Annotated in this window: 17 protein-coding genes; 11 read left to right on the plus strand and 6 right to left on the minus strand. The window is 54.7% G+C overall.

The window, feature by feature from the left end; translation table 11 throughout:
- Window positions 1-7 precede the first annotated feature (7 nt).
- Window positions 8-133, minus strand: a complete 126-nt coding sequence (locus NST43_RS02740) for a hypothetical protein (RefSeq protein ID WP_339222398.1) — start codon at window positions 131-133, stop codon at window positions 8-10.
- 112 nt (window positions 134-245) lie between these two features.
- Entirely contained in the window at window positions 246-1,163 is a 918-nt protein-coding gene (locus tag NST43_RS02745) for a DsbA family protein (protein ID WP_339222400.1), read from the minus strand.
- A 119-nt stretch (window positions 1,164-1,282) separates the two neighbouring features.
- Between NST43_RS02745 and NST43_RS02750 the strand changes: the two genes are divergently transcribed.
- The 9 genes from NST43_RS02750 (at window position 1,283) to NST43_RS02790 (ending at window position 12,391) form a co-directional block, all read left to right on the plus strand.
- A complete protein-coding gene (locus NST43_RS02750) occupies window positions 1,283-1,627 on the plus strand; it encodes a helix-turn-helix domain-containing protein (RefSeq protein ID WP_339222402.1) in 345 nt (114 codons plus the stop codon).
- A 121-nt stretch (window positions 1,628-1,748) separates the two neighbouring features.
- Window positions 1,749-2,243, plus strand: coding sequence for a CYTH domain-containing protein (locus tag NST43_RS02755; RefSeq protein ID WP_339222403.1), 495 nt, complete (start codon window positions 1,749-1,751; stop codon window positions 2,241-2,243).
- 99 nt (window positions 2,244-2,342) lie between these two features.
- Complete coding sequence (gene thrC / locus NST43_RS02760) at window positions 2,343-3,731, plus strand: threonine synthase (protein ID WP_339222405.1); 1,389 nt, start codon at window positions 2,343-2,345, stop codon at window positions 3,729-3,731.
- Window positions 3,732-5,000: 1,269 nt separating this feature from the next.
- Window positions 5,001-5,987, plus strand: coding sequence for a Gfo/Idh/MocA family oxidoreductase (locus tag NST43_RS02765; RefSeq protein WP_339222407.1), 987 nt, complete (start codon window positions 5,001-5,003; stop codon window positions 5,985-5,987).
- Window positions 5,988-6,056: 69 nt separating this feature from the next.
- A complete protein-coding gene (locus NST43_RS02770; protein ID WP_339222409.1) occupies window positions 6,057-6,932 on the plus strand; it encodes a radical SAM/SPASM domain-containing protein in 876 nt (291 codons plus the stop codon).
- Window positions 6,933-7,050: 118 nt separating this feature from the next.
- A complete protein-coding gene (locus NST43_RS02775) occupies window positions 7,051-7,725 on the plus strand; it encodes a response regulator transcription factor (protein WP_209992191.1) in 675 nt (224 codons plus the stop codon).
- A complete protein-coding gene (locus NST43_RS02780) occupies window positions 7,722-9,089 on the plus strand; it encodes a HAMP domain-containing sensor histidine kinase (protein ID WP_209992190.1) in 1,368 nt (455 codons plus the stop codon). The genes NST43_RS02775 and NST43_RS02780 overlap by 4 nt, the downstream gene beginning before the upstream one ends.
- 123 nt (window positions 9,090-9,212) lie before the next feature.
- On the plus strand, window positions 9,213-10,151 hold the full coding sequence (locus tag NST43_RS02785; protein ID WP_339222410.1) for an alpha/beta hydrolase: 939 nt from the start codon (window positions 9,213-9,215) through the stop codon (window positions 10,149-10,151).
- Between the two features lie 140 nt (window positions 10,152-10,291).
- Complete coding sequence (locus NST43_RS02790) at window positions 10,292-12,391, plus strand: class I SAM-dependent methyltransferase (RefSeq protein WP_339222412.1); 2,100 nt, start codon at window positions 10,292-10,294, stop codon at window positions 12,389-12,391.
- Between the two features lie 73 nt (window positions 12,392-12,464).
- On the opposite strand, the gene NST43_RS02795 is transcribed toward NST43_RS02790, so the two are convergent.
- Both NST43_RS02795 and NST43_RS02800 read right to left on the minus strand, forming a co-directional pair.
- Window positions 12,465-12,815: a nuclear transport factor 2 family protein gene (locus tag NST43_RS02795; protein ID WP_339222413.1), complete on the minus strand. Its 351-nt coding sequence runs from the start codon at window positions 12,813-12,815 to the stop codon at window positions 12,465-12,467.
- Window positions 12,816-12,974: 159 nt separating this feature from the next.
- Window positions 12,975-13,892: an AraC family transcriptional regulator gene (locus tag NST43_RS02800; protein ID WP_339222414.1), complete on the minus strand. Its 918-nt coding sequence runs from the start codon at window positions 13,890-13,892 to the stop codon at window positions 12,975-12,977.
- Between the two features lie 126 nt (window positions 13,893-14,018).
- Here NST43_RS02800 and yicI point away from each other — a divergent pair, with 126 nt between their 5' ends.
- Both yicI and NST43_RS02810 read left to right on the plus strand, forming a co-directional pair.
- Window positions 14,019-16,340 carry an alpha-xylosidase gene (gene yicI, locus NST43_RS02805; protein ID WP_339222416.1) on the plus strand — a complete coding sequence of 774 codons (2,322 nt, stop codon included), beginning with the start codon at window positions 14,019-14,021 and terminating at the stop codon, window positions 16,338-16,340.
- A 528-nt stretch (window positions 16,341-16,868) separates the two neighbouring features.
- Entirely contained in the window at window positions 16,869-18,101 is a 1,233-nt protein-coding gene (locus NST43_RS02810) for an SGNH/GDSL hydrolase family protein (RefSeq protein ID WP_339222417.1), read from the plus strand.
- 250 nt (window positions 18,102-18,351) lie between these two features.
- Here NST43_RS02810 and NST43_RS02815 read toward each other — a convergent pair whose 3' ends face one another.
- The gene (locus NST43_RS02815) at window positions 18,352-20,073 is read right to left on the minus strand and encodes a helix-turn-helix domain-containing protein (RefSeq protein WP_339222419.1); all 1,722 of its coding nucleotides are present in this window, start codon (window positions 20,071-20,073) and stop codon (window positions 18,352-18,354) included.
- Window positions 20,070-21,908 carry a histidine kinase gene (locus NST43_RS02820; protein WP_339222420.1) on the minus strand — a complete coding sequence of 613 codons (1,839 nt, stop codon included), beginning with the start codon at window positions 21,906-21,908 and terminating at the stop codon, window positions 20,070-20,072. Before NST43_RS02820 ends, NST43_RS02815 begins: the two co-directional genes overlap by 4 nt.
- Window positions 21,909-22,001 lie beyond the last annotated feature (93 nt).

Here is a 22,001-nt window from a genome sequence, read left to right on the forward strand (position 1 = left end):
CGAACTTTCACGCAGATGCAGACACTTCCGCAACCGTGGACTTGCCCGCAACTGTGATTCCGCCGCAGCGTGGAATCACCTTTGGAGCCATGGCTCCCCTCACCCACAGCCGGTTTGCGGACTCAGTCCGCATGGGCATCATAATTCAGTATATGGGCATCATGATTCAGTATAATCAAACAAACAGCGATCCTCCGATGAAGGGGATCGCTGTTTGTTGATTGTAAATGAAAGGATGGCCGTCTTCAGGCTGGTTCGATGAACATCTCACCCAGGATCTGCCGCGTGCGGTAAGACTGCTCGGGAAGTGCAGCGGCGGTGAAGGCCTCCACTTCCTCTGGATTGATATCGTACATGGCTTCAATTTCTCTGGAGAAGAGAAGATGTCCTTCGGCCAGCAGCTCAGGCATAGCCGGGACATCAGCAGGAGCAAGCGGCTCAGGGATAAGCTGCTGCAGTGCATCTACGTAGTTTTGCAGTGTCCGGGAACCGACGAGCTTGAGGCCTTGGTTCTCTTCATTGACCATGACAAGGGTCGGGAAGCCGCGTACGCCAAGCTGGGCTGCCTTTTGGAAATCTGCTTCCAGCAGCTCCTGCGCTGCTTCCAGACCTGCGGCCTCAACGATCTCATCGCCGGGTAATCCCAGACTATCCACAATATCCGCGAGGACCTCGTCTTCCCCGATATTCCGGTTGAAGACGAAGACAGCTTCTCTGGCGCTCCGCAAGTAGGCCAGTTCCTTCCCCGGATGTCTCTGCTGGATAACCTTGAACACTCGGGAGGGCGGATAAGAGGACATGATCGGATTATTCAGCCATAGGGTACCGTCAATAGGCATGCGGTAATGCTCTCCGACTTCCTTCCAATGTCCCGCTACATCGGAGGGCTGCTGTATTCCATTTGCCTTGTCAGCAAAGCCGTTCCACCCGGCTAATAATCCGCCCATCAGAGGCTGTAAATGAAAGTACTTGCCATATTGCTGGATAAACCGGTTCAGGGTAGGCTCGATGGCCCAGCAGTGTGAACAGATCGGATCAGTCGCATAATAGAGAGTAACTTTGGGCTGCTGCTGGGGATTGAAATCTATAATTTGTGTAGCCTCATCGTCGCTGACCCCGCATACACCTGTCTTCAGATCACAGATCATTGGATTTGTATTCATAATAAGGGGTTACCTCCTCCGTTTCTACTTGTAGTATGATTATAATATCTGGCATCAGATTAACAAGTACTATTGTTTTTAATACCTGGTATATAAAATATACTAATGGAGGAATCCCTATGAAATATGAGGTTGACTTAACGCAGATGTGCCCCGCCACCTTTGCTTTTCATGTCATCGGCGGAAAATGGAATCTGCCTATCCTCGCTTTACTGAGCGAAGAGGGGCCGATCCGGTATAACGAACTAAAAAGAAGGCTGAACGGCATCACCGGAACAACCCTGACCCATTGTCTGAAGGATCTCATCGACTACGGGATTATCCACCGTGAGCAATATCATGAGGTGCCTCCGCGCGTCGAATATTCCCTTACCCCCTCCGGGCAGGAATTGGTTCCGTTAATTGAAGAGATTGTAGCCTGGGGAGCGAGTAACATTCATGCCTTAGGCGGACAGAAGGTATAGGATTTTTTTCCCGGCGAATCTAATCCCTCCGGTTGACTTGCGTATGACCCGCCCCTATGATGATAAATAATATGTAACATTAACGCTCGCGTAAAGCTCGCACACAGAGGAGAGAAACAGCATGGCTATGGAGATTGAACGCAAATTCCTGCTGCCGGAATACCCGGAGCGGCTGATTGAAGAAGGACAGCTGAAGGTGCTGACCCGTCACAGTATTGACCAGACGTATCTTGCAATTGAGGACGGGCAGGAGCTGCGGGTGCGGAAGATCACGGATCTGGACACGGGCGAGGTTACTTACACGCATACGTTCAAGGATGGCAAGGGCATCAGCCGCCAGGAGATTGAATATTTCATTTCCGCAGGCTTGTATAACCAGATGATTGAGATGGCGAAGGCTATCCCGCTGGTCAAAACCCGCATTACAGGCGTATGGAACGGCACAACGGTGGAGATTGATCTCTACACCCAGCTGGAGCTTACCGTGCTTGAGGTAGAGTTCGATTCGCTGGAGGAGGCGGAAGGCTTCGTGGCCCCGGAATGGTTCGGCCTGGATGTCAGCACAGAGAAGAAGTACAGCAACAAAACCGTCTGGAAAGAGCTTCAGGGCAAATAGCCCCGGGGGCCTTAATCTTATAGAATCAGCGGACTTTAACGCGTAAACGTGGTACTATGTACAGTAAATAAAGAGGGTGTTCAGGAGGATGAGACGGGTATGGAGTATATAAGCACAAGAGGCAAGGTAGCGGCCAGAGGCTTTATTGATACGGTTCTGATGGGGCTGGCGGATGACGGCGGGTTGATGGTGCCGGCTGAGATTCCGGTGATTTCCCCGGAGAAGCTGGAGGAATGGAGAAGCCTGAGCTTTCAGGAGCTGTTCCTTGAGATTTTCTCCTACTATACCAATGATGAAATTCCCTATGATGACTTGAAAAAAATGGTCTACACCAGCTATGGCAACTTCCGCGCTCCGGAAGTCACGCCACTGCACCGGGTGAACGATTCTCTGTACGTGCTGGAGCTGTTCCATGGGCCGACGTTTGCCTTCAAGGATGTGGCGCTGCAGTTCATGGGCGAGCTGTATTCCTATATTGCCAAGGTGCGGGGCGAAATTATCCATATTCTCGGGGCGACCTCCGGCGATACCGGTGCTGCGGCCATTCAGGGTGTGCGCGGCAAGGAAGGCATCAAGATCTGTATCCTTCATCCGCACGGCAAGGTCAGCAAGGTGCAGGAGCTGCAAATGACTACCGTAGATGACAGCAATGTGCTGAACCTGTCCGTAGAGGGCAACTTCGACGATTGCCAAAAGATTATCAAGGAGCTGTTCGCCGATCTCGACTTCAAGGGACGGTATCACCTGCGGGCAATTAACTCGATTAACTTCGTGCGCATTCTGGCGCAGACGGTCTATTATTTCCATGCTTATCTGCAGCTTCCGGGAAGCGATCAGAAGAAGGTCAATATCAGCGTGCCTTCGGGCAACTTCGGCAATATTTTCTCAGGCTTCCTGGCGCAGCGAATGGGTCTGCCGATCCACAAGCTGATCATCGCCACCAACGAGAACAACATTCTCGAACGGTTCGTGGTCACCGGCGAATACAAGCCGGGCAGCTTCACGGGCACCTACAGCCCGTCGATGGATATCCAGGTGGCGAGCAACTTCGAACGCTATCTGTATTATCTGCTGGACGAGGATGCGGAGAAGCTGTCCGGGTACATGGCAGCCTTGCAGAGCGAGGGCGCGATTACGGTGGACGGCGAGCTGCTGGCCCGGGTACAGGCAGATTTCTCCGCGCTGGGCGTAAAGAACGCACAGTGTCTGGAGATCATCAGCAAGTACCAGCAGGAATCCGGCTATCTGCTCGACCCGCATACGGCATGTGGCGTAGCCGCTTACGAGAAGTTCAGTGCGCCGGACGAGATAAGCATTGCTTATGCTACAGCGCACCCGGCCAAGTTCGATGAGGCGATTGCCTTGACCGGCATCAAGCAGGAGTTCCCGGCGCCGATCGCCGCCCTGTTCGAGCTGCCGCAGCATCAGGTCGTGGTCGATCATGATAAGGCGGAGATCGTGCGCCAGCTTGTGGCTTTTTACGGGTAAAATAGCGAGCCGGGGCCAGTCTGGCCCGTCCGCATTATGGAGACAGCCCCCGCCGGGATGAGCGGGGGCTGTTTGCTGTCGCTCGTATTGTGGGACACTGGATAGTACGTGCGCTGTCCGCAGTAGCGAATCAGATGTGAATTTGTGAGAAGGACGTTAACTAATCGCTTACTGAGGGTTTGCTGTGCCACGGTTAAGGTGCAAGGGGGATGCTGAGTTGCAGTATGTACAACTAAATCGCCTGATGTGTCGCCGAATATCTGTTTAGCTGTATTTGGTGCAATTAAAATCCTACTATAACTGGGTTCTCGCCCATTCGGGGAGATTTAGTTGTACAGACTACAGTTAGAAAATGAAATCCTTCATATTCGCTGTTTATAATTGCACAGACTACAACTATCTCCAAATGTTTGCTCTGCGCACAGTCAGTACCCAACTGCCCACTGCTATTGCGCTCTGCTCGTTGCCCACTACGCATAACCTGCCCCCACCAGTCGGGTGATTGCATTTTGTGCAGTAGAACTTCCCAAAAACACCTCTAAAATCGATTCTAATGTATTTGATACAGCAGATTTATGGGGGAAGGCCTGCTACAGGCCCAAACTCCGAATTCTGTTGTACGAAATACAGCAGAATAGCAAAAGGGGAGCTTTACACCGGATTCTATTGTACGAAGTACATTTGCAGGGTCGACTGTGGGAGATGCAAGGCTAGGTTGGAGTAGAATGGCTCGATGGGAGGAGATGCAAGGCTAGGTTGGAGTGGAATGGCTCGATGGGAGGAGATGCAAGGATAGGTTGGGAGTGGAATGGCTCGATGGGAGGAGATGCAAGGCTAGGTTGGGATTGGAACGGCTCGATGGGAGGGGATGCAAGGCTAGGTTGGAGTGGAACAGCTCTGTGGGAGTATATGCATGGCTCCATTGTGGGGGATGATTCTGCCTGAGATTAATGCATGGCCCCCAAGAGGTAACGGCTGGACGAATGGCCTCGTGGTCCGAGCGGCGTTGGCCGATTCAAGGTAAATCCTGTGCTTATCCGCAGGTGTTTTTTTTCACAAGTGAAATCTAGCGGAATTTGTCGGAAATTACGGTATATAAGTGGACATACCTATCATGGAATGAGAAAATAACAGTTATAGCTTATACTTCAAGTGGAAACGGCTTTGCCTTACTTTTAAAGGACGGTACCGTTTCGGAGAGAAATAGAAGGATAATGCATAGCGTGAAACATATAAATTCTTATATTTGGGAAAAGGACGGGATCATTCATGACTATTCGTTTCGGGGTTGTAGGAACTAACTGGATTACAGACCGCTTTATACAGGCGGGACTTGAGCATGAAGAGTTTCTGCTTACGGCCGTGTATTCCCGCACAGAGGAGAAGGGACAGGCTTTTGCCGCTAAGTATGCCGGGGCTTCGATCTATACGGATCTGGAGGCGATGGTAGCAAGCGCAGAGGTGGACGCAATCTATATCGCCAGCCCCAACTCGATGCATGCGGAGCATTCATTGATCTGTCTGAACCATGGCAAGCATGTGATCTGCGAGAAGCCGGCGGCCTCCAACAGCCGGGAGCTGAAGGCGATGATTGAAGCAGCGCGCAGCAATGATGTGCTGTTCATGGAAGCGATGAAATCCACGTTCATGCCGAATTTTGGCGTGATCCGGGATAACTTATATAAGCTGGGTCAAGTCCGGCGCTACTTCGCAGGCTATTGTCAATACTCTTCGAGGTATGATGCTTACCGCCAGGGGACGGTGCTGAACGCATTCAATCCTGAATATTCCAATGGCTCGCTGATGGATCTGGGCATCTATTGCTTATATCCGATGGTCGCGTTGTTCGGCAAGCCGGATTCGGTCAAGGCCGTTGGGCTGATGCTCGCTTCGGGAGTGGACGGGGAAGGCAGTATGGTTATGCGTTACCAGGACATGGACGCGGTGGTCATGCATTCCAAGATTGCCGATTCCTATCTGCCTGCTGAGATTCAGGGCGAGAACGGAACGATGGTCATCGACAAGATCAACCAGCCTTATCAGGTCAAAATCCACTACCGCGACGGAACCGTCGAGGAGCTTACGCTGCCTCAGGTGTTCGAGCCGATGTATTATGAGGTGCAGGAGTTCATCCATCTGCTGAAGAGCGGTCAGCGGGAGAGCGCGACCAACAGCCACGCCAATTCCCTGGCGGTGGCAGAGCTGATGGAAGAGGCGAGAGCCCAGATCGGTCTGCGTTACGCCTCGGATCTGTAGGAGCACGGGCAGTTTGGCCTTATAATATTGAAGCTGAAGCTACACTTTGGATGAAATGGGGAGCGGAACTTGAAGACGTTCAAAAAGGTATACATCGAGATCACAAGCGTCTGCAACCTGGCCTGCAGCTTCTGTCCGCCCACGGAGCGGCAGAAGAATTTCATGAAGCTGGAGACGTTCAATACCATTCTTGATGAGATCAAACCGCATAGCAATCATATCTATCTGCATGTCAAAGGCGAGCCGCTGCTGCATCCGAAGCTGGGCGAGCTGCTGGATGCCGCGCATGCCAAGGGCTTCAAGGTCAATATTACGACCAACGGCACGCTGATCCGTAAAGCAGGGCCGAAGCTGCTCGGCAAGCCGGCACTGCGGCAGATGAACTTCTCGCTGCACAGCTTCGACGGCCATGCAGGCTCGGAGAACCGTGAGGGCTATCTTACAGAGATTATCCAGTTTGTCCGGGAGATCTCTGCTCAGGGCGTCATTGTCTCGTTCCGGCTCTGGAACCTGACGGAGGACAACCGGACCAACCTGGAGAAGGAGCGTAACCGCGAGACGCTGGCTCTGCTGGAGGAGGCCTTCGGACTCGACTACAGGATTGAGGAGAAGGTGGTGCCCGGCAGCGGCGTGAAGATTGCTCCGCGCGTGTACCTGAACCAAGATCATGAATTCAGATGGCCGGCGCTGCATGAGCCGGAGGATGACGGCAAGGGCTTCTGCCATGCGCTGCGCAGCCAGGCGGCGGTCCTGGTAGACGGCACCGTTGTGCCGTGCTGTCTGGATGGCGAAGGGGTGATCAACCTCGGCAATATTCATGATCAGCCGTTCTCCGAGATTGTCGAGGGGGAACGGGCGAACAATCTGTTCTATGGCTTCTCGCGCCGGGAGGCTGTTGAGGAGCTGTGCCGTAAATGCGGCTACCGGCAGCGGTTCGGCACCTAGCTGGAGCCCTAGGCCGGAGTGGGTGTCGGTGTCGGTGCATACCGGCAAGGCAGCAGGGTGATGCTAGAGGGTAGAGAGATATATTTATAAGGCTGGATCATACGAAAAGAGGGAATAGATGCCTACTATACTTGTTGCAGACGACGATGCGAATATCCGCGAGCTTGTCTGCCTATTTCTGCGCAATGACGGATTCGATACCGCTGAAGCGGCAGACGGCCAAGAGGCGCTGGCGGTCTATGCCAGAACGCAGGTGGATCTGGTCATCCTGGATATTATGATGCCGGTGATGGACGGCTGGGCGCTGTGCAAGGAGCTTCGCAGAGCGGACCCGGAGCTGCCGCTGTTAATGCTGACGGCAAAAGCGGAGACCTGGGAGAAGGTGAAGGGATTCGATCTGGGGACCGATGATTATCTGACCAAGCCCTTCGATCCGCTGGAGCTGACGGTCCGCGTCAGGGCTTTGCTGAAGCGCTTCGGAATCGGAAAATCACATATAATCCGTATCGGAGAGGTAACGCTGGACCGGCAGACCTACAAGGTGATGAACGGGACAGAAGCGCTGTCCCTGCCGCTTAAAGAGTTCGAGCTGCTGTATAAGCTGGCCGGAACACCAGGTCAGGTCTATACCCGCGAGCAACTGATCGACCAGATCTGGGGCATTGACTACTCAGGGGATGACCGGACGATAGATGTACATATTAAGCGCCTGCGTGAACGGTTTGCGGCTTCGCCGGATTTTCGAATCGAGACTGTACGGGGGCTTGGCTACCGGCTTGAGGTTACTGAATGATCAAATCGCTCTATACCCGTGTGGTCCTGACCTATCTGATCTCCGTAATCGGGGGGACAGTGATCTCCTTCAATCTGGCGATCTGGATATACAAAGATGAATTGAACGAGAATCTGCAGGTTCAACTGATGCGCTTCGCACAAGATGTCGTACAGATCTATGATGCCTTCCCGCTGACTGAAGCCGACAAGTTCGTAAGCGGCATGAAGCAGCTTGAGACCTACCATGTGCGGATTTACGATGCGAACGGCGGGGTTAAGTCTTATGGCGGGCCTGCCGGAATGAAGCTGGAGACCGTGACCGCCGAGCAAGTGAAGCAGGTGCTGGCCGGAACCATCGTTCAGGTCAATCCGACGGGCATCTCCATCAGCCTGCTGGGGCTGAAATTAACTACGGATACGGGAAAAAAAGCGTTGTTCGTAGAGCCTGTCGGCGCCCCCTCTTCCGCCTTTGTGCTGAAATGGCTGGTGAATTTCGTGGTGTATTCGCTGTTATCCGGGAGTCTCGTGATCTTGGTGGCGGCCATGTTCGTGGTCCGGCCGATTAAGAAGCTGACCAACGCGACGCGCAGGATCGCAGCCGGGGACTTCAACGTGAAGCTGAATATCAAGCAAAAGGGAGAGCTGGGCGCCCTCGCGCGCAGCTTCGAGGAGATGACGCATGATCTGCAGCAGCTGGAGCAGATGCGCCGTGACTTCGTGTCGAATGTATCTCATGAGGTGCAGTCGCCGCTGACCTCCATCTCCGGCTATGCCCTGGCGCTGAAGCAGATGAATATTCCAGAGAGCGAGCGGGGCCGCTATATCGATATCATCATCGGGGAAGCCGAACGGATGTCCAAGATGAGCGACAGCCTGCTGAAGCTGAGTCTGCTTGAATCGCAGTCCCAGCAGCTCCGGTTCACCACCTTCAGCCTGGATGAACAGATCCGGCGCGTGATTGTTGCTCTTCAGCCGCAATGGTCGGCCCGGCGCATCAACTTCGATCTTCAGCTGACGGCTGCCACGCTGACGGCGGATTATGACCTGTTGAGCCAGGTATGGACGAACCTGCTGGGCAACAGCATTAAGTTCTCCGGGGATGGGGGAGTAATCAGTGTCCATACGAAGCAAGATAATAAAAGTGTAACCGTTCGTGTATCCGACACCGGCATCGGGGTCGCTCCCGAGGACCAGAAGCGGATCTTCGAACGCTTCTTCAAGGCGGACCGCTCCCACAGCAACAAGTATAACGGCAGCGGGATGGGGCTGGCCATCGTGAAGCAGATCGTCCTGCTTCATCAAGGAGATATCCGGGTCGAGAGTGAGCTAGGCGCAGGCACAAGCTTCATTGTAACGCTGCCGCTGAATACACCGGCAGATTAGATTATTACACCGTTCATCCTCCGTTCATATTACCGTCACGGAGAGTACATTTTCATTATATATACTATCCTTAGCACTTCATCAAGGCAGTACATCCGATTCATAGGGACAGGTGATTGTATAATGAAAAAAGCACTCAGAATCCTGCTTAAGTCTATAGCGGCATTGATGATTGTGATCGTATTGTTTTTTGCTGTAGTATTTGTGGTCAATATCATTAGCAGCAAATCGGAGCTGAAGAAGATTGAGCCGTATGGGCAGCTTGTGCCAGTCGATGGCAAGAAGATGAACGTACTTGTCCAGGGATCGGGTGAGGAGACCGTGGTGCTGCTGACAGGTTATGGCACCGGCGCTCCGGCGCTTGATTTCAAACCGCTGGTAGACGAGCTGTCTCCTTATTATAAAGTAGCCGTGGTGGAGCCGTTCGGCTATGGCTTAAGTGACCGGACAGAGAAGGAACGGACCTCAGACAATATCGTCAGTGAGATTCATGAAGCGCTGCAGCAGCTTGGAATCAAGCGTTACACGCTCATGGGGCATTCCGTTGCCGGAATCTACGGACTGGATTATGTGAACAAGTATAAGGATGAAGTGCAGGCTTTTGTAGGGATCGACAGCAGTGTGCCGACCCAAGGAGGCTTGGACGATGAAATACCGGTGGGGACGCTTAAATTCCTCGACAAATCCGGCATTGTGAGATTGTTCCAAAAGATAGGCGGCGACCCGTATGCTGGGCTTGCGTTCGACGAGCCTACCAAGCAGCAGATGAAAATAATCGCCACCAAGAACTCAAACAATGACACTGTCGTGAATGAGAGCAAGCATTTCAAGGAGAATTTCATCGCAGCCCAGGCGCTGTCCTTCCCCAAAGAGCTTCCGCTGCTGCTGTTCGTACAGTCGAATAATACCGATGTTGAGGGCTGGATGCAGCTGCATGAAGAACAGGTAAAGGATTCCGTGTACGGTAAGCTGGTGCCGCTCAAAGGCGGCCATTATCTGCATCATACGCTGTCCAAAGAGATTGCCAAGGATTACAGAGAGTTCATGGCAGGTGTGAAATGATATAATTGAACAAGAGCTCTTCGCCGCCGCAGGCTTCTATCCAGAAGCTTGCGGTTTGTTGCATTCTGCGGACTCTCTGATTCAAACCTGAAGCACATGGGCTATTGTATATAGATTGCTATTACTAGGGAGGCATGCAAATGCTGAAATCATTAAGGGCTATAGAGGCGTATCGTGAAGGAGGGGGGCCTGCCGGAGAAGGCTATCCGTGGCTGGAGTACATCGTGCAGGCAGAGCAGACGATTGTGAACCTGGAGCGGGTAGAATCGCTGCAGTCGCTTGCGCAGCAGAATCCGGTGCTGGATTATGTAGAGCGGAGCCTGCGGGTGCTGGACAGTCTGCCGCTGTCGTATTGGATCAAGGAGCTGGCCGAGGAGACGCTGATCTGGTCGGAGACGGCCAAGGGCGGGACTCTCCGTCAGCGCCGGAGCTGGCAGGAAGAGGGCGTGAATATCTTCGTTCATAACATTGGCTCCGCGGAGTTGTACCAGCGATATGCGGAAGGTGTGGAGCAGGAGGAGGCAGGCTCTGCTGAGAAAAGACGGGTTATACATACGCTGATCGAGACTCATGGGTTGATTGGACAGCAAATCCGCGGCGAGGTTCCGCCTTCCGTCAATCTTCCGTTGTCCGCAATGGTGGAGCAGGGACTGCTGGGCGCAGAGGAGCTGGAGCGGCTGCTGTTCGCACTGAATCACTGCATCATTGCTGCGGTGTCCCCGGAGCTGTGGCAGGAGGTCCGCCTGCAGGTCATGGAGCTGATTGCTGTAATTGCTTCAGGAAATCTGCAGCCTGAGATCCCGATGAAGGAGCGTCTGCGGAGAATGCGCGCCGGGTCCATTGCGCAGGGGGAGGATTATGAGACGGACTGGGACGGACTGGTGCAGGAGGGCTTCCTGCCTGCTGCGCTGGAGCCGCTGCAGCCTGCCACCTTCTGGTATGTGGAATCGGCGCTCCAGACCTTCTCGCTGGAGCAGTTCCTGAAGGTCATGAGTCTGGTGGCCGGCAGCAGCCCGCTTCAGCTAAGCCATTTGAGCCATCTGAGCTTCGAGGCGGTCATGAACAGTATTCATTATGACTATAAAGGCAGCAAGAAGATCAACGTCTATAAGAAACGGATTATTGAGAAGTATCTCTCGGAGCTGAGCTGGGAGGAGATCTACAGCGGCGTGAAGCCTTCCGGCGGCAACCCGCATCTTACGCACCGGCTGCTGGGCAAGGAGCATCTGCCGGATACGCTATTCTTCCAGTTCGAGTTCTCAGCGGCAGCGGAGAAGCTGATTGAGTTCTGTATGGAGGCGGAGAAGTCAGCACTGTATGAACGGGCAGTCCTGCTGCTGTTCGACCTGTTCGATCTGCGGCGGGATGCCTTCGACCGCTTCCACAATGAAGACACGTACCTAAGCCAGATGAATGATACGGCAGATTATAAGGCGGTCATTCTGGACTATGTCACTGGACGGAAGGTGCTGGATATCGGCCCTGGCGGCGGGGTGCTGCTTGATCTGATTGAGGAGCGGATGCCGGAGGTGGTGCCGGTGGGAATTGATATCTCCAGCAATGTGATCGAAGTGCTGCGGCAGCGCAAGCAGCGGGAGGACCGCCGCTGGGAGGTGCTCCAGGGCGATGCGCTGAACCTGAAGGATTACGTGGAGCCGGGCACGGTGGACACGGTGATCTTCTCATCGATTCTGCATGAGCTGTATTCCTATGTGCCGCTGGACGGCCGGAAGTTCAATTACGGCACGGTGGCAGCAGCCCTGACCAGCGCCTTCGATGTGCTGGCAGACGGCGGGACGATCATTATCCGCGACGGGATTATGAGCGAGCCGGAGGAGGAGCGGCGCAGAGTGCGGTTCCTGGAGGGGGACGGGATGGCGTGGCTGGAGCGGTACGCGAAGGATTTTGCCGGACGGAAAATCCGTTATGAACAGCTGGGCGAACAGGAAGTCCTGATTCCGGTGAACGATGCGATGGAATTCCTCTATACCTACACTTGGGGGGAGGAAGCCTACATTCATGAGGTTCAGGAGCAGTTCGGTTACTTCACACCTTCGCAGTACACCGCATTTATTCAGCAGACGCTGGGGGACCGGGCTAAGATAGAGGTCTTCCGTCATTACTTGCAGGAGGGGTACACGGAGGCGCTACAGGACCGGGTTGTGATCATGGACGAGAGCGGAGAGCCGGTGCACTTGCCGGATAGTACTTGCTTCATTGTGGTTCGTAAGGCGGGTTGAACAAAAAAAGGCTGTCCCTAGTCATATCTGACTTACGGGACAGCCTCTTTTGTTAGGGAGGAACACTATACGCTTATTTTAGCGTGATGATCAGCTCGCTGATTGTACCGCCGTGTACCTTGAATTCATGGGTGAACTGCTGCGGGGCGGGAACACGGTTCTTATTGAACTCTCCCTCCATCTCAGCGGTCACCGCAATGCGGCCCTGGATTTCTTCAATTTCCATAATAGTAAAGCGGACTTTAGCAGAGAATAGCTCGGATTCTGCCCAAGCCGCAATGGCTTCTGTGCCTTCGGCCGACTTCCCGTTATCCTTCACAGTAGCGCCGGGAGCGAACAATTCGATCAGAGCGTCGGGCTGGTATTGGTTCACTGCGTTGTAGAAGTCCTGTACCTCAATTGGCAAGGTAACATGTTGATTCATGAAGATCTGCCTCCTGTAAGTAGATTAGTGGGGACGGCATGTCCACCGGAATGAGCCATTAGGCCACCGCTGAAGCGGCAGGTGCCGTGGTCATCCATACACTACCTTAAACGTATCCGGGCATCCGTAAGCAGGAAAAAGTATGCGGCGGGGTTCAGCCTAAGGATAAAGCTGGTTCTGCCCGGCGAAGGGACCGGCGTCCTTGCGGAATTCCGAAGGTGAGCAATTCATGACTCTGCGGAACACTTTGATGAAGTAGCTGACGTTGTCGAAGCCGACATCCATGGCAATATCGGAGATTTTGCGGTCCCCCTGCTTCAGCAGGGCTGCGGCCTGGCGGACCCGGTAGGAGTTGATGTAATCGACGGGGGTCTTGCGGGTCATGCTTTTGAAAAACCGGCAGAATTGCCCTTCGCTCATCGGAATCAGCCCCGACAGGTCACGGGTACGGATCGGCTCCTGGTAGTTGTCCTGGATATAGAGAATTACCCGCTTCAGGCGGTCAATCTTCGTGGGTTCCGCGCCTTCGGACTGGCTGTGGTTGACGAAGCGCCCCGGCTGCGCAAGCTGTGAGAGCATAATCAGCAGGGTTCCTTTCATAAAGGCTTCGAATCCGGGCATTTGTTGATCATAGGCCTTCATCATGTGGTTCAGATGCAGCAGCAGCTCCGCCTGCCAGGGAACGGAAGGGGTGAGGTGGCGCGGAAAGCTCTGGCGTTTCTCCTGTAGCGGCAGAATAACACTCTGCTGGATGGTATCATATTGGGCGCTGGCCAGCAGGTCGGGGTGGAAGACAAGGGCGCAGAAGCGGCAGGGGATCTCCGTAAGCGCGTATGCAGCATGGATATCCCCGGATTCAATGAACACAGCCTCACCGGGGCGAAGCGTGAAATAGTCGGTGTCCACCTGAAACAGAATCTCGCCTTCCAGCAGCAGGAAGAACTCGGCTTCCTCATGCCAGTGGGTGTCCAGGACATGTGCTCCGGCGGGAAGGTCGATCCAGTAGGCAGCCAGGGGGAACATGATATCCCCGTGTTCGCGGTCTTCTTTGAGCAAGCGCTGCGAGGTACGGTCCATTAGGGGCCTCCTTGTCTGATGACGTCAAAATAGTGTTATAAATGAGCTATATATTATTAGTTTTGGGATTTTATTATCGGTATAATGCAACTATATACACCAAATCGAAGGGTGGCAAGTGCACATATGAAATTTACAGACGGCTTATGGCTGGTTCGTGACGGAATTACAATCAATGGTGCAGTGCAGAACTATGTGGTAGAAAAAACAGAGGAAGGCCTGACTGCGATCACACAGACGACTCCCATCACGGGACGTTCGGCGACACTCAACTCCACACTGCTGACTGTGAAATTCCATTCCCCGCTTCCGGGCGTGGTAGGCGTCAAAATCATTCATAACGACGGCGTTATTCCACGCGGACCTTCGTTCGAGCTGACAGAGGGAACCGGCGATCATGTGGAAATCGAGGAGACAGAGGCGCAGACGGTGCTGATCAGCGGCGGACTCCGCGTGGTCATCAACAAGGGCACTCACTGGTCTGTGGACTTTTACCGCGGCGACGAGCGGATTACCGGTAGCGGTTACAAATCGATGGCCTACATCACGGATCAGGACGGCAACACGTTCATGCGTGAAGAGCTGGATCTGGGCATTGGTGAATTTGTGTATGGTCTGGGCGAGCGCTTTACGGCTTTTGTCAAAAACGGCCAGGTGGTTGATTTGTGGAACAAAGACGGCGGTACAAGCTCTGAGCAGGCGTACAAGAACGTTCCGTTCTATGTGACGAGCAAGGGGTACGGCGTTTTCGTGAACCAGCCAGAACTTGTATCGTATGAGATTGCGTCTGAGAAGGTGAAGAAGGCCCAGTTCAGCGTAGCCGGAGAGAGCCTGGAATACTTCGTGATTGAAGGACCGACGATTAAAGAGGTCATCACCAAATACACCTCCCTGACCGGCAAGCCTGCGCTGCCTCCGGCTTGGACCTTCGGCCTGTGGCTGACGACTTCATTCACTACAGACTACGATGAAGCTACGGTGAACTCCTTCGTGGAAGGGATGGCGGAGCGCGATCTGCCGCTGCATGTGTTCCACTTCGACTGCTTCTGGATGCGTGAATATCAATGGACGGATTTCCAGTGGGATTCCCGTGTATTCCCGGACCCGGTGGGTATGCTGAAGCGTCTTCATGACAAAGGCCTGAAGATTTGCGTATGGATCAACTCCTATATCGGACAGCGCTCCCCGCTGTTTGAAGAAGGCCGCAAGAACGGTTATCTGCTCAAAAAAGCCAACGGCGACGTCTATCAGACGGACCTCTGGCAAGCAGGTATGGGACTGGTGGACTTCACGAACCCTGCGGCTTGTGAATGGTATGCCGGTTACCTGCGTGACCTGGTGGATATGGGCGTAGACAGCTTCAAGACCGACTTCGGCGAACGGATTCCGACCGATGTTGTATACTTTGACGGCTCCGATCCTTACAAGATGCATAACTACTATACCCAGTTGTATAACAAGGTTGTCTTTGAAGTGCTCGAAGAGAAGCTCGGTAAAAATGAAGCGGCCGTGTTCGCACGTTCCGCTACCGCTGGCGGCCAGCAGTTCCCGGTTCACTGGGGCGGTGACTGCTATGCCGACTATGAATCGATGGCAGAAAGCCTGCGCGGCGGCCTGTCACTCGGCCTCTCCGGCTTTGGCTTCTGGAGCCATGATATCGGCGGGTTCGAGAACACCGCTCCGGCGCATGTGTTCAAGCGCTGGCTGGCCTTCGGCCTGCTCTCCAGCCACAGCCGCCTGCACGGCAGCACCTCGTACCGTGTGCCTTGGGCTTACGATGACGAAGCTGTGGATGTTACCCGCTTCTTCACCAAGCTCAAATGCAGCCTGATGCCGTACCTGTATGATGTTGCCGGACAGGCGCATGAGCAGGGCTGGGCCTCGATGCGGGCCATGGTAATGGAATTCCCGGAAGATCCGACCTGCGAAGTGCTGGACCGCCAGTACATGCTGGGGGATTCCCTGCTGGTGGCCCCGATCTTCCAGGAGAACGGCGAAGTGAAGTACTACCTGCCGGCTGGCCGCTGGACACACCTGTTGAACGGTGAGACCGTACAGGGCGGGTCATGGCGCAAGGAGAAGCATGACTTCTTCAGCCTGCCGCTGTTCGTCCGCCAGAATTCCCTGCTTGCTGTGGGCAGCGAGGACAGCCGCCCGGATTATGATTTTGCAGACGGTGTGAAGTTCGGCCTGTATTCCCTGGAGGATGGCAAGTCTGCTGCGGCTACTGTACGCGATATCCACGGCGCTCCCGAGCTGAAGGTAGAAGCTGTACGCAGCGGCAGCACTGTAAAAGTAACTGCCGAAGGCAGCGGCAAAGCATTCACCCTGGCGGTGAAGGATCTTGGCGCTATCGCCTCCGTGGAGGGTGCGGAGCAAGCAGATGAGACTACAGTGACAGTGGGCGCGGGCGAGAAGTCAGTATCGTTCACGATTACGCTGAAATAAGTGAACTATAGACGGAATTAACACACCCGCAAGACTAAATTAACACAACTATAGACCAAATTAACACACCCGCACGCTGGCTTAGCATATGGCTGTGCCCTTAAGTAACCAAGCTCTCTGATGACAGGGGACATTCGTCTCCTGGATCGGGGAGCTTTTTGAAAATTGGCGGCACGCTGTCTGGTTGTTGCGCACATTGACCCACAATGGACTAATTCCTGCACGAAATGTAACAATCCCCGCAGCAGGAGCAGGGCTATGGCAAATTGTTGTCAAAAAAGCAGCATTTCGGCTTACCTGAACGAATCAGGGGCGAAATTACTGCATTTTGTCCAACATTGCAATGGAATAGCCGATTTTACAGGCATCATTGTTGCAGAGAATGCAAGATTAGTGGTTCCAAAGGAATGCTGAAGGGATGCTTAAGGGTTGCCAAGTTACTGTTAAGTTACTGTATAGCATCAGCTGTACCACCCGCCGCAGCCCATCAGCCAGAGAAGCAGTACCAGAATAAAGGAGTGGATGACTATGAACAATATTGAGGATAGTGGGACAGTGAACGGTGGAGAGGAGAATTGGGAGAATAGTCCAAACGGAGTGCTGAGCCAGCCGGAGTTCACCTCTGCTACTGCGCTGTCCACTGCCGCTAATTATATTATGAACGCGGCGGAGCCGTTCACTCATACGTACCGCACCTATATCCGTCTGCGGGAGAACGGAAAGCTGACGCTGAAGTTCTGGCACAGCAATGCGGTGGATTCGACCTGGGACCTGGGAGCGGATGCCGTAGCCAGTGAACCGGGGGGCGAGTGGAGCATCGAAGCAGCATATGTCGCCGATGGCGGAGCCGCGCCGGACGGCAGCGTTGTGCCGGGCTCGCGGGTTCCGGTTACTTTTGGCGGCGAATTGTCGCGGCATGTGAAGCCGGGTGAGCAGTTCTGGAGCGACGAAGCGCTTCTGGAGCTGCCGGAGGACCATATGCTGGCCTTCACCTGGACCTTGAAGACGGCTGGCGCAGGCAAGTCTTTCCCCTTCAATGTGGAGGGAATGCTGGCCTCCGGTTACGATGTGCCGGGCATACTGGCAGCGCAGGAGTCAGCGGCGGGGTTCAGCGAATCGGATAAGCTGCAGGTGCTTCCAAGCTTCCTGGGCTACAAGAAACAAGTGGCGAAGAGACTGGTATTCCTGGGCGACTCGATCACGCAGGGGGTACGGACCGCCAAGGATCAATATGAGCACTGGGCGGCAAGAATTGCGGAGGGGCTGGGAACACAGTTCGGAGTGTGGAATATCGGCTCCGGCTGGGGCCGGGCTTACGATGTAGCCACCGATGGCCCCTGGCTGCATAAGGCGCAGCAGGGCGATGAGTTGCTGATCGTGCTGGGCGTGAATGATCTGGATATCGGCCAGCGTTCGGCAGATGAGTTGCTTCTGGACTTGGCGCACATTATCTCCCGGATCAAGGAAGCACAGCCGGAGGCAGCGGTAATTCTCAGCACGGTGCCACCTTTCAATTTCGCGGGCGAACAGGAGAACCATTGGCGCAAAGTGAATGAATGTATCCGCACAAGCCCTCCGGCTGGGGTGGACCGCGTGTTCGACATCGCTGCTGTACTCTCTGTTGCGGCCCCCGCTGACCATAGAATTAAGCCGGAATACATGAGCGACGAGTTCGACCCGCATCCGAACGGTGCGGCGGGCAAGGCGGTGGCGGCGGCTTTTCTGGCGTGGTACGGGGAATCTGCAACAGGCAGACCGTAATACTGCCACACTGCCATACTGCCGCGGCATGGAAATTCTGCCTCGACAGGGCAGTTGGCAGAAATGTTGTACATTATGCAGCTTTGATTGTTGATAACCGGGGGTTAAAGGAAGAATGTTGCAAAAAATACAAGAATAGCTCCGCAGAACCGCCGGGAGGTGGAGAAATGCTGCCTTTCCTGCAACAATGCTGAATTAATGCGCCAACAGGAAGGAAATGTTGCATTTCGTGCAGGATTCCATCATTCACTTAATGCGCCGCCTGATCCCGGTAGTCCTTAGGCGAATGGCCGGTGTGCTTTTTGAAGACCTTGCTGAAGTATTTGACGTCGTGGAAGCCGATCATTTCCGAGATTTGGGCCAGCTTGAGGCCCGGATTCTGCATCAGCAGCTTGGCCTTCTCGATGCGGACGCTGACGATGTAGTCGGAGAAGTTGATCCCGTATTCCTGCTTGAACCGGCGTGAGACATACTCGCGGCTGACCTGGAATTTGCCCGCCACCTCCTGAAGGGAGAGATCTGACGGGTAATTCTGCTCAATGTATTTTACGATCTCCGTCATCGGGTTCCGCTCTTTCTGCTGTCTGTCCGTGAGCGCACGGGATAACTGCTGCATGAAGGCAAGGGACCAGTCGCGCCAGGCGAACAGGGAGAAGGAATAGCCGCTGGGCTGCGGAGAGGGGTTCTGCTGGTCCCCGTGCTCAAGCTCAGCCAGCACGTTAGCCGCCCGGCTGCCAAGCGCTTCCCGGACCAGACGGGAGCGCATCAGCAGCGCATCGGCCTTCCAGTCGTTCAGCATCTGCGGGGTAACCACCCCCCGGCGGCTAAGCTCCTGGGTCCAGTGCTGCGCCGCCGCGGTCAGGGCCTCGGGCGTCCCGCTGATGACCGCCATCCGCCAGTCCTCCTGGACATCGGCGAAGCTCAGCGGGACCGCGTTCTCCCGCTTATCAAGCTGCTTCCCGCCGAGCATCGCCCCCGGCCCCTTGCGAGTCCCCGCGCCCGCATCAGTCCCCCCGCCTGCTGACGCCCCCGCACCCCGGCCGCTTTCAGCTCCCGCAAAATGGCAGTAATCCTCATGCCGTAACAGATTCCGCCGCAGCAGGGCTTCGGCGGCTTCGACGCGTCCTGCCGGCAGATGCGCGGGGAAGGCGCCCGGCGTGCTGATTCCGAAATGCATGCGGAACTGCAGCGTCAGGAAGATGCCCTGGTTCATCCGGCTAATCAGCGAAGTGACAGATTCATGCGGCTCCCAGAGCAGGATGGCAATCTCCGGCGGCCCGCCCCAATAGCGGAACGCTATGCCCGTGCCCTGCTGTTGCAAAAATTCGTTGCAGATGTTCACGATGGCATAGTAGAGCAGCTCGCTGTCGCCGCCGAAGCGCCGCAGCAGCGGATTGTTGCCGCTGTCCGTCTGCACAAGGAGCAGGCGTGAAATCTTAATGTCCGGCGGAATGATGCCGTCATGGATCAGGCGGCGCAGCGAGGCCTCGGCATTCACCTTGTCATCGATCAATGCGGACAGCAGCTTCTCCCCGAAGATCGGCTTGATCTCATTCAGCCGGAGGCTCTGGTGCTGGCGGTGGCTGCGTTCCGCCTCCTCGGCCCGCCAGGCGGATACTGCCTTGGAGACCGCGCTGTTAATCATATCCGGCTCAATCGGCTTCAGGATATAATCGATGCCGCCATGGCGGACGGTCTGGCGGACGAAGTCGAAATCATTATGCCCGCTGACCACAATGAACTTGGTGCTGCCTGCGAATTCATCCACCCAGGTCATCAGCTCCAGGCCGCTCCCGGACTCCATCATCATATCCATAATGACCAGCGCAGGCTTCTCCTGGCGGATCAGGCCGATGGCCTCATTGCCGTTACCCGCCTCCAGAATCTCCTCAATCTGATGGGCCTCCCAGTCCACCAGCAGGCGGACGGCCTTCCGGACTCTTGCTTCGTCATCTACAATCAGTGCCTTCATATCCGTTCACTCTCCACTACGATATCGATTTCCAGGCGGATAATTACCCCGCCTGCCTTCAGATTATCCACGGTCAGCAGGGCGTTATCCCCGCAGACCAGCCGCAGTCTGGCCAGCACATTCCCGAGGCCGATGCCCGCGCCCGGAGCATCGCGTCTGCTAGGGCTGTCCTGTCCGGCATTCTGCAGCAGTTCCCGTTCCTCAGCGGTGCTGGACTGCTCCAGCTCCTTGCGCAGCGCCTCCAGCCTGCCTGCCGGAATGGGGAGGCCATTGTTGGCGATGCTGATCTCCATCCGCTCAGGGGTTAGTCCAGTTACGTTAATCTCCATGTATCCGTCCTGCCGGCCAAGCTGGAAGCCGTGCTTGAAGTAATTCTCCACAATCGGCTGGAGGATCATTTTGGGCATCAGCGCCTGAAGCAGCGGCTCCTCCACCTCACAGCGGAAGCTGAACTTGTTCTCAAAACGCTCCTTCTGCAGCTGGATATACGCTTTGACATGGTCCAGCTCATTCTGGACCGTAACCACCTTCTCATCATTGTACATGCTGTAGCGCATCATTTTGGCCAGAGCCGACAGCAGGCCGTAGATCTGCGGCACCTTCAGCTCCAGGGCCAGCGTACCGATAATCTGGAGAGTGTTGTTCAGAAAATGCGGATTAATCTGGGACTGGAGCGCCCTCAGCTCATTGGTCCGGCTCGCCAGCTCCAGTCTGTACTCCCGCAGAATGAGATTGTTGATCGTGTCCATCATACTGCGGAAATGCTCGGTGACCACCCCGATCTCGTCGTTGCCCGCCGGGCGGATCTCAATGTTGAGATTCCCGGTCTGGACCTGATTCATATACCGGGTCAACTGCTTGATCGGCGCGGTAATCCGGAAGGAGACGAGGATCGTCAGAACAATGATCGTCACCAGCAGCAGCGCCAGCAGCAGCAGGTTGATGGCGGCGGCCTCCTTGGCTTCGCGGAACAGGTAGGAGACAGGAATCTGCTTGACGAGCGTCCAGCCGAGGCCGATGCTGTCGATCTTTTGATAGATGAATACAGAGCTGTCCTGTTCAAAATAACCCTGCATCTGCGTGCTGTCCGCAATCTGGCTGTTATACCAGGCGGCATTCAGCGGTTTGCCGAGCAATCCGGAATCATGGCTGTAGACCAGCCTGCCGCTGCTGTCCACAAGATAAAGCTTCTCCTGATCCTGCTCGTACAACTGGTCTGCAATCTCACTGAGGGCAGCCAGCTTGACATCAATCGACAGATAGCCGAGTGCCTGCGAGGTAGGGATGCGCTCGATTCTGCGGTGCAGCGTAAAGACCGGCTCCGGTATGAACTGCGTTAATGGCAGCCTTAGCCCGTAAGCATTGCTCAGATGCGTACTCTGCACGCTTACCGGAGAGCTTCCGCTCAGACTGGACTGGTGGTAGGGTGCAGCAGCCAGCCAGCGCTTGGGTGTTGTGTTGTCGGTAATCAGCGTAGCCTTCGAGTCTTTCACACTGTACAGGTACACCTGCGAGAGGTGGGGCAGCGAGGTAGAGATATAGCTGAGCGAGTTATAGATGGCAATATCGGAGGACAGATCGTCGTACCCTGCTTCAAGCAGCCGGTAGAAATCGCCGTCAGAATACACGTTCAGCGACAGACGGTTGATCTCCTGCAGCAGACTGTTAATGTTCTTGTAGCCCTGATAGAGCAGATTCTTGTTCTCATCGACCGCCCGGTCCCGCAGCGACTTGGTGGTGTGGGAATAGCTGACATACATCGTAGCCATAATGCAGATTAAGGTGGGCACAAGCAGGAAGACGATCAGCTTCGTGCGGATACTGGTCCATTTCATGGGGCGGGTCACATCCAGGTCAATATTTTACACCCTAAAGATCACTTGCGTAGGTGTAAGAGGCTCTGCAAAAAACAGATAATATCTTTAGAT

The sequence above is a fragment of the Paenibacillus sp. FSL H8-0332 genome, assembly GCF_037963835.1.
GTDB lineage: Bacteria > Bacillota > Bacilli > Paenibacillales > Paenibacillaceae > Paenibacillus_AQ > Paenibacillus_AQ rhizoplanae.

What these genes read in the sequence shown, in the direction of transcription:
- NST43_RS02740 (WP_339222398.1), bottom strand. Translation starts at nt 133, where the DNA reads ATGCGGACTGAGTCCGCAAACCGGCTGTGGGTGAGGGGAGCCATGGCT.
- NST43_RS02745 (WP_339222400.1), bottom strand. Translation starts at nt 1,163, where the DNA reads ATGAATACAAATCCAATGATCTGTGATCTGAAGACAGGTGTATGCGGG.
- NST43_RS02750 (WP_339222402.1), top strand. Translation starts at nt 1,283, where the DNA reads ATGAAATATGAGGTTGACTTAACGCAGATGTGCCCCGCCACCTTTGCT.
- NST43_RS02755 (WP_339222403.1), top strand. Translation starts at nt 1,749, where the DNA reads ATGGCTATGGAGATTGAACGCAAATTCCTGCTGCCGGAATACCCGGAG.
- thrC (WP_339222405.1), top strand. Translation starts at nt 2,343, where the DNA reads ATGGAGTATATAAGCACAAGAGGCAAGGTAGCGGCCAGAGGCTTTATT.
- NST43_RS02765 (WP_339222407.1), top strand. Translation starts at nt 5,001, where the DNA reads ATGACTATTCGTTTCGGGGTTGTAGGAACTAACTGGATTACAGACCGC.
- NST43_RS02775 (WP_209992191.1), top strand. Translation starts at nt 7,051, where the DNA reads ATGCCTACTATACTTGTTGCAGACGACGATGCGAATATCCGCGAGCTT.
- NST43_RS02780 (WP_209992190.1), top strand. Translation starts at nt 7,722, where the DNA reads ATGATCAAATCGCTCTATACCCGTGTGGTCCTGACCTATCTGATCTCC.
- NST43_RS02785 (WP_339222410.1), top strand. Translation starts at nt 9,213, where the DNA reads ATGAAAAAAGCACTCAGAATCCTGCTTAAGTCTATAGCGGCATTGATG.
- NST43_RS02790 (WP_339222412.1), top strand. Translation starts at nt 10,292, where the DNA reads ATGCTGAAATCATTAAGGGCTATAGAGGCGTATCGTGAAGGAGGGGGG.
- NST43_RS02795 (WP_339222413.1), bottom strand. Translation starts at nt 12,815, where the DNA reads ATGAATCAACATGTTACCTTGCCAATTGAGGTACAGGACTTCTACAAC.
- NST43_RS02800 (WP_339222414.1), bottom strand. Translation starts at nt 13,892, where the DNA reads ATGGACCGTACCTCGCAGCGCTTGCTCAAAGAAGACCGCGAACACGGG.
- yicI (WP_339222416.1), top strand. Translation starts at nt 14,019, where the DNA reads ATGAAATTTACAGACGGCTTATGGCTGGTTCGTGACGGAATTACAATC.
- NST43_RS02810 (WP_339222417.1), top strand. Translation starts at nt 16,869, where the DNA reads ATGAACAATATTGAGGATAGTGGGACAGTGAACGGTGGAGAGGAGAAT.
- NST43_RS02815 (WP_339222419.1), bottom strand. Translation starts at nt 20,073, where the DNA reads ATGAAGGCACTGATTGTAGATGACGAAGCAAGAGTCCGGAAGGCCGTC.
- NST43_RS02820 (WP_339222420.1), bottom strand. Translation starts at nt 21,908, where the DNA reads ATGAAATGGACCAGTATCCGCACGAAGCTGATCGTCTTCCTGCTTGTG.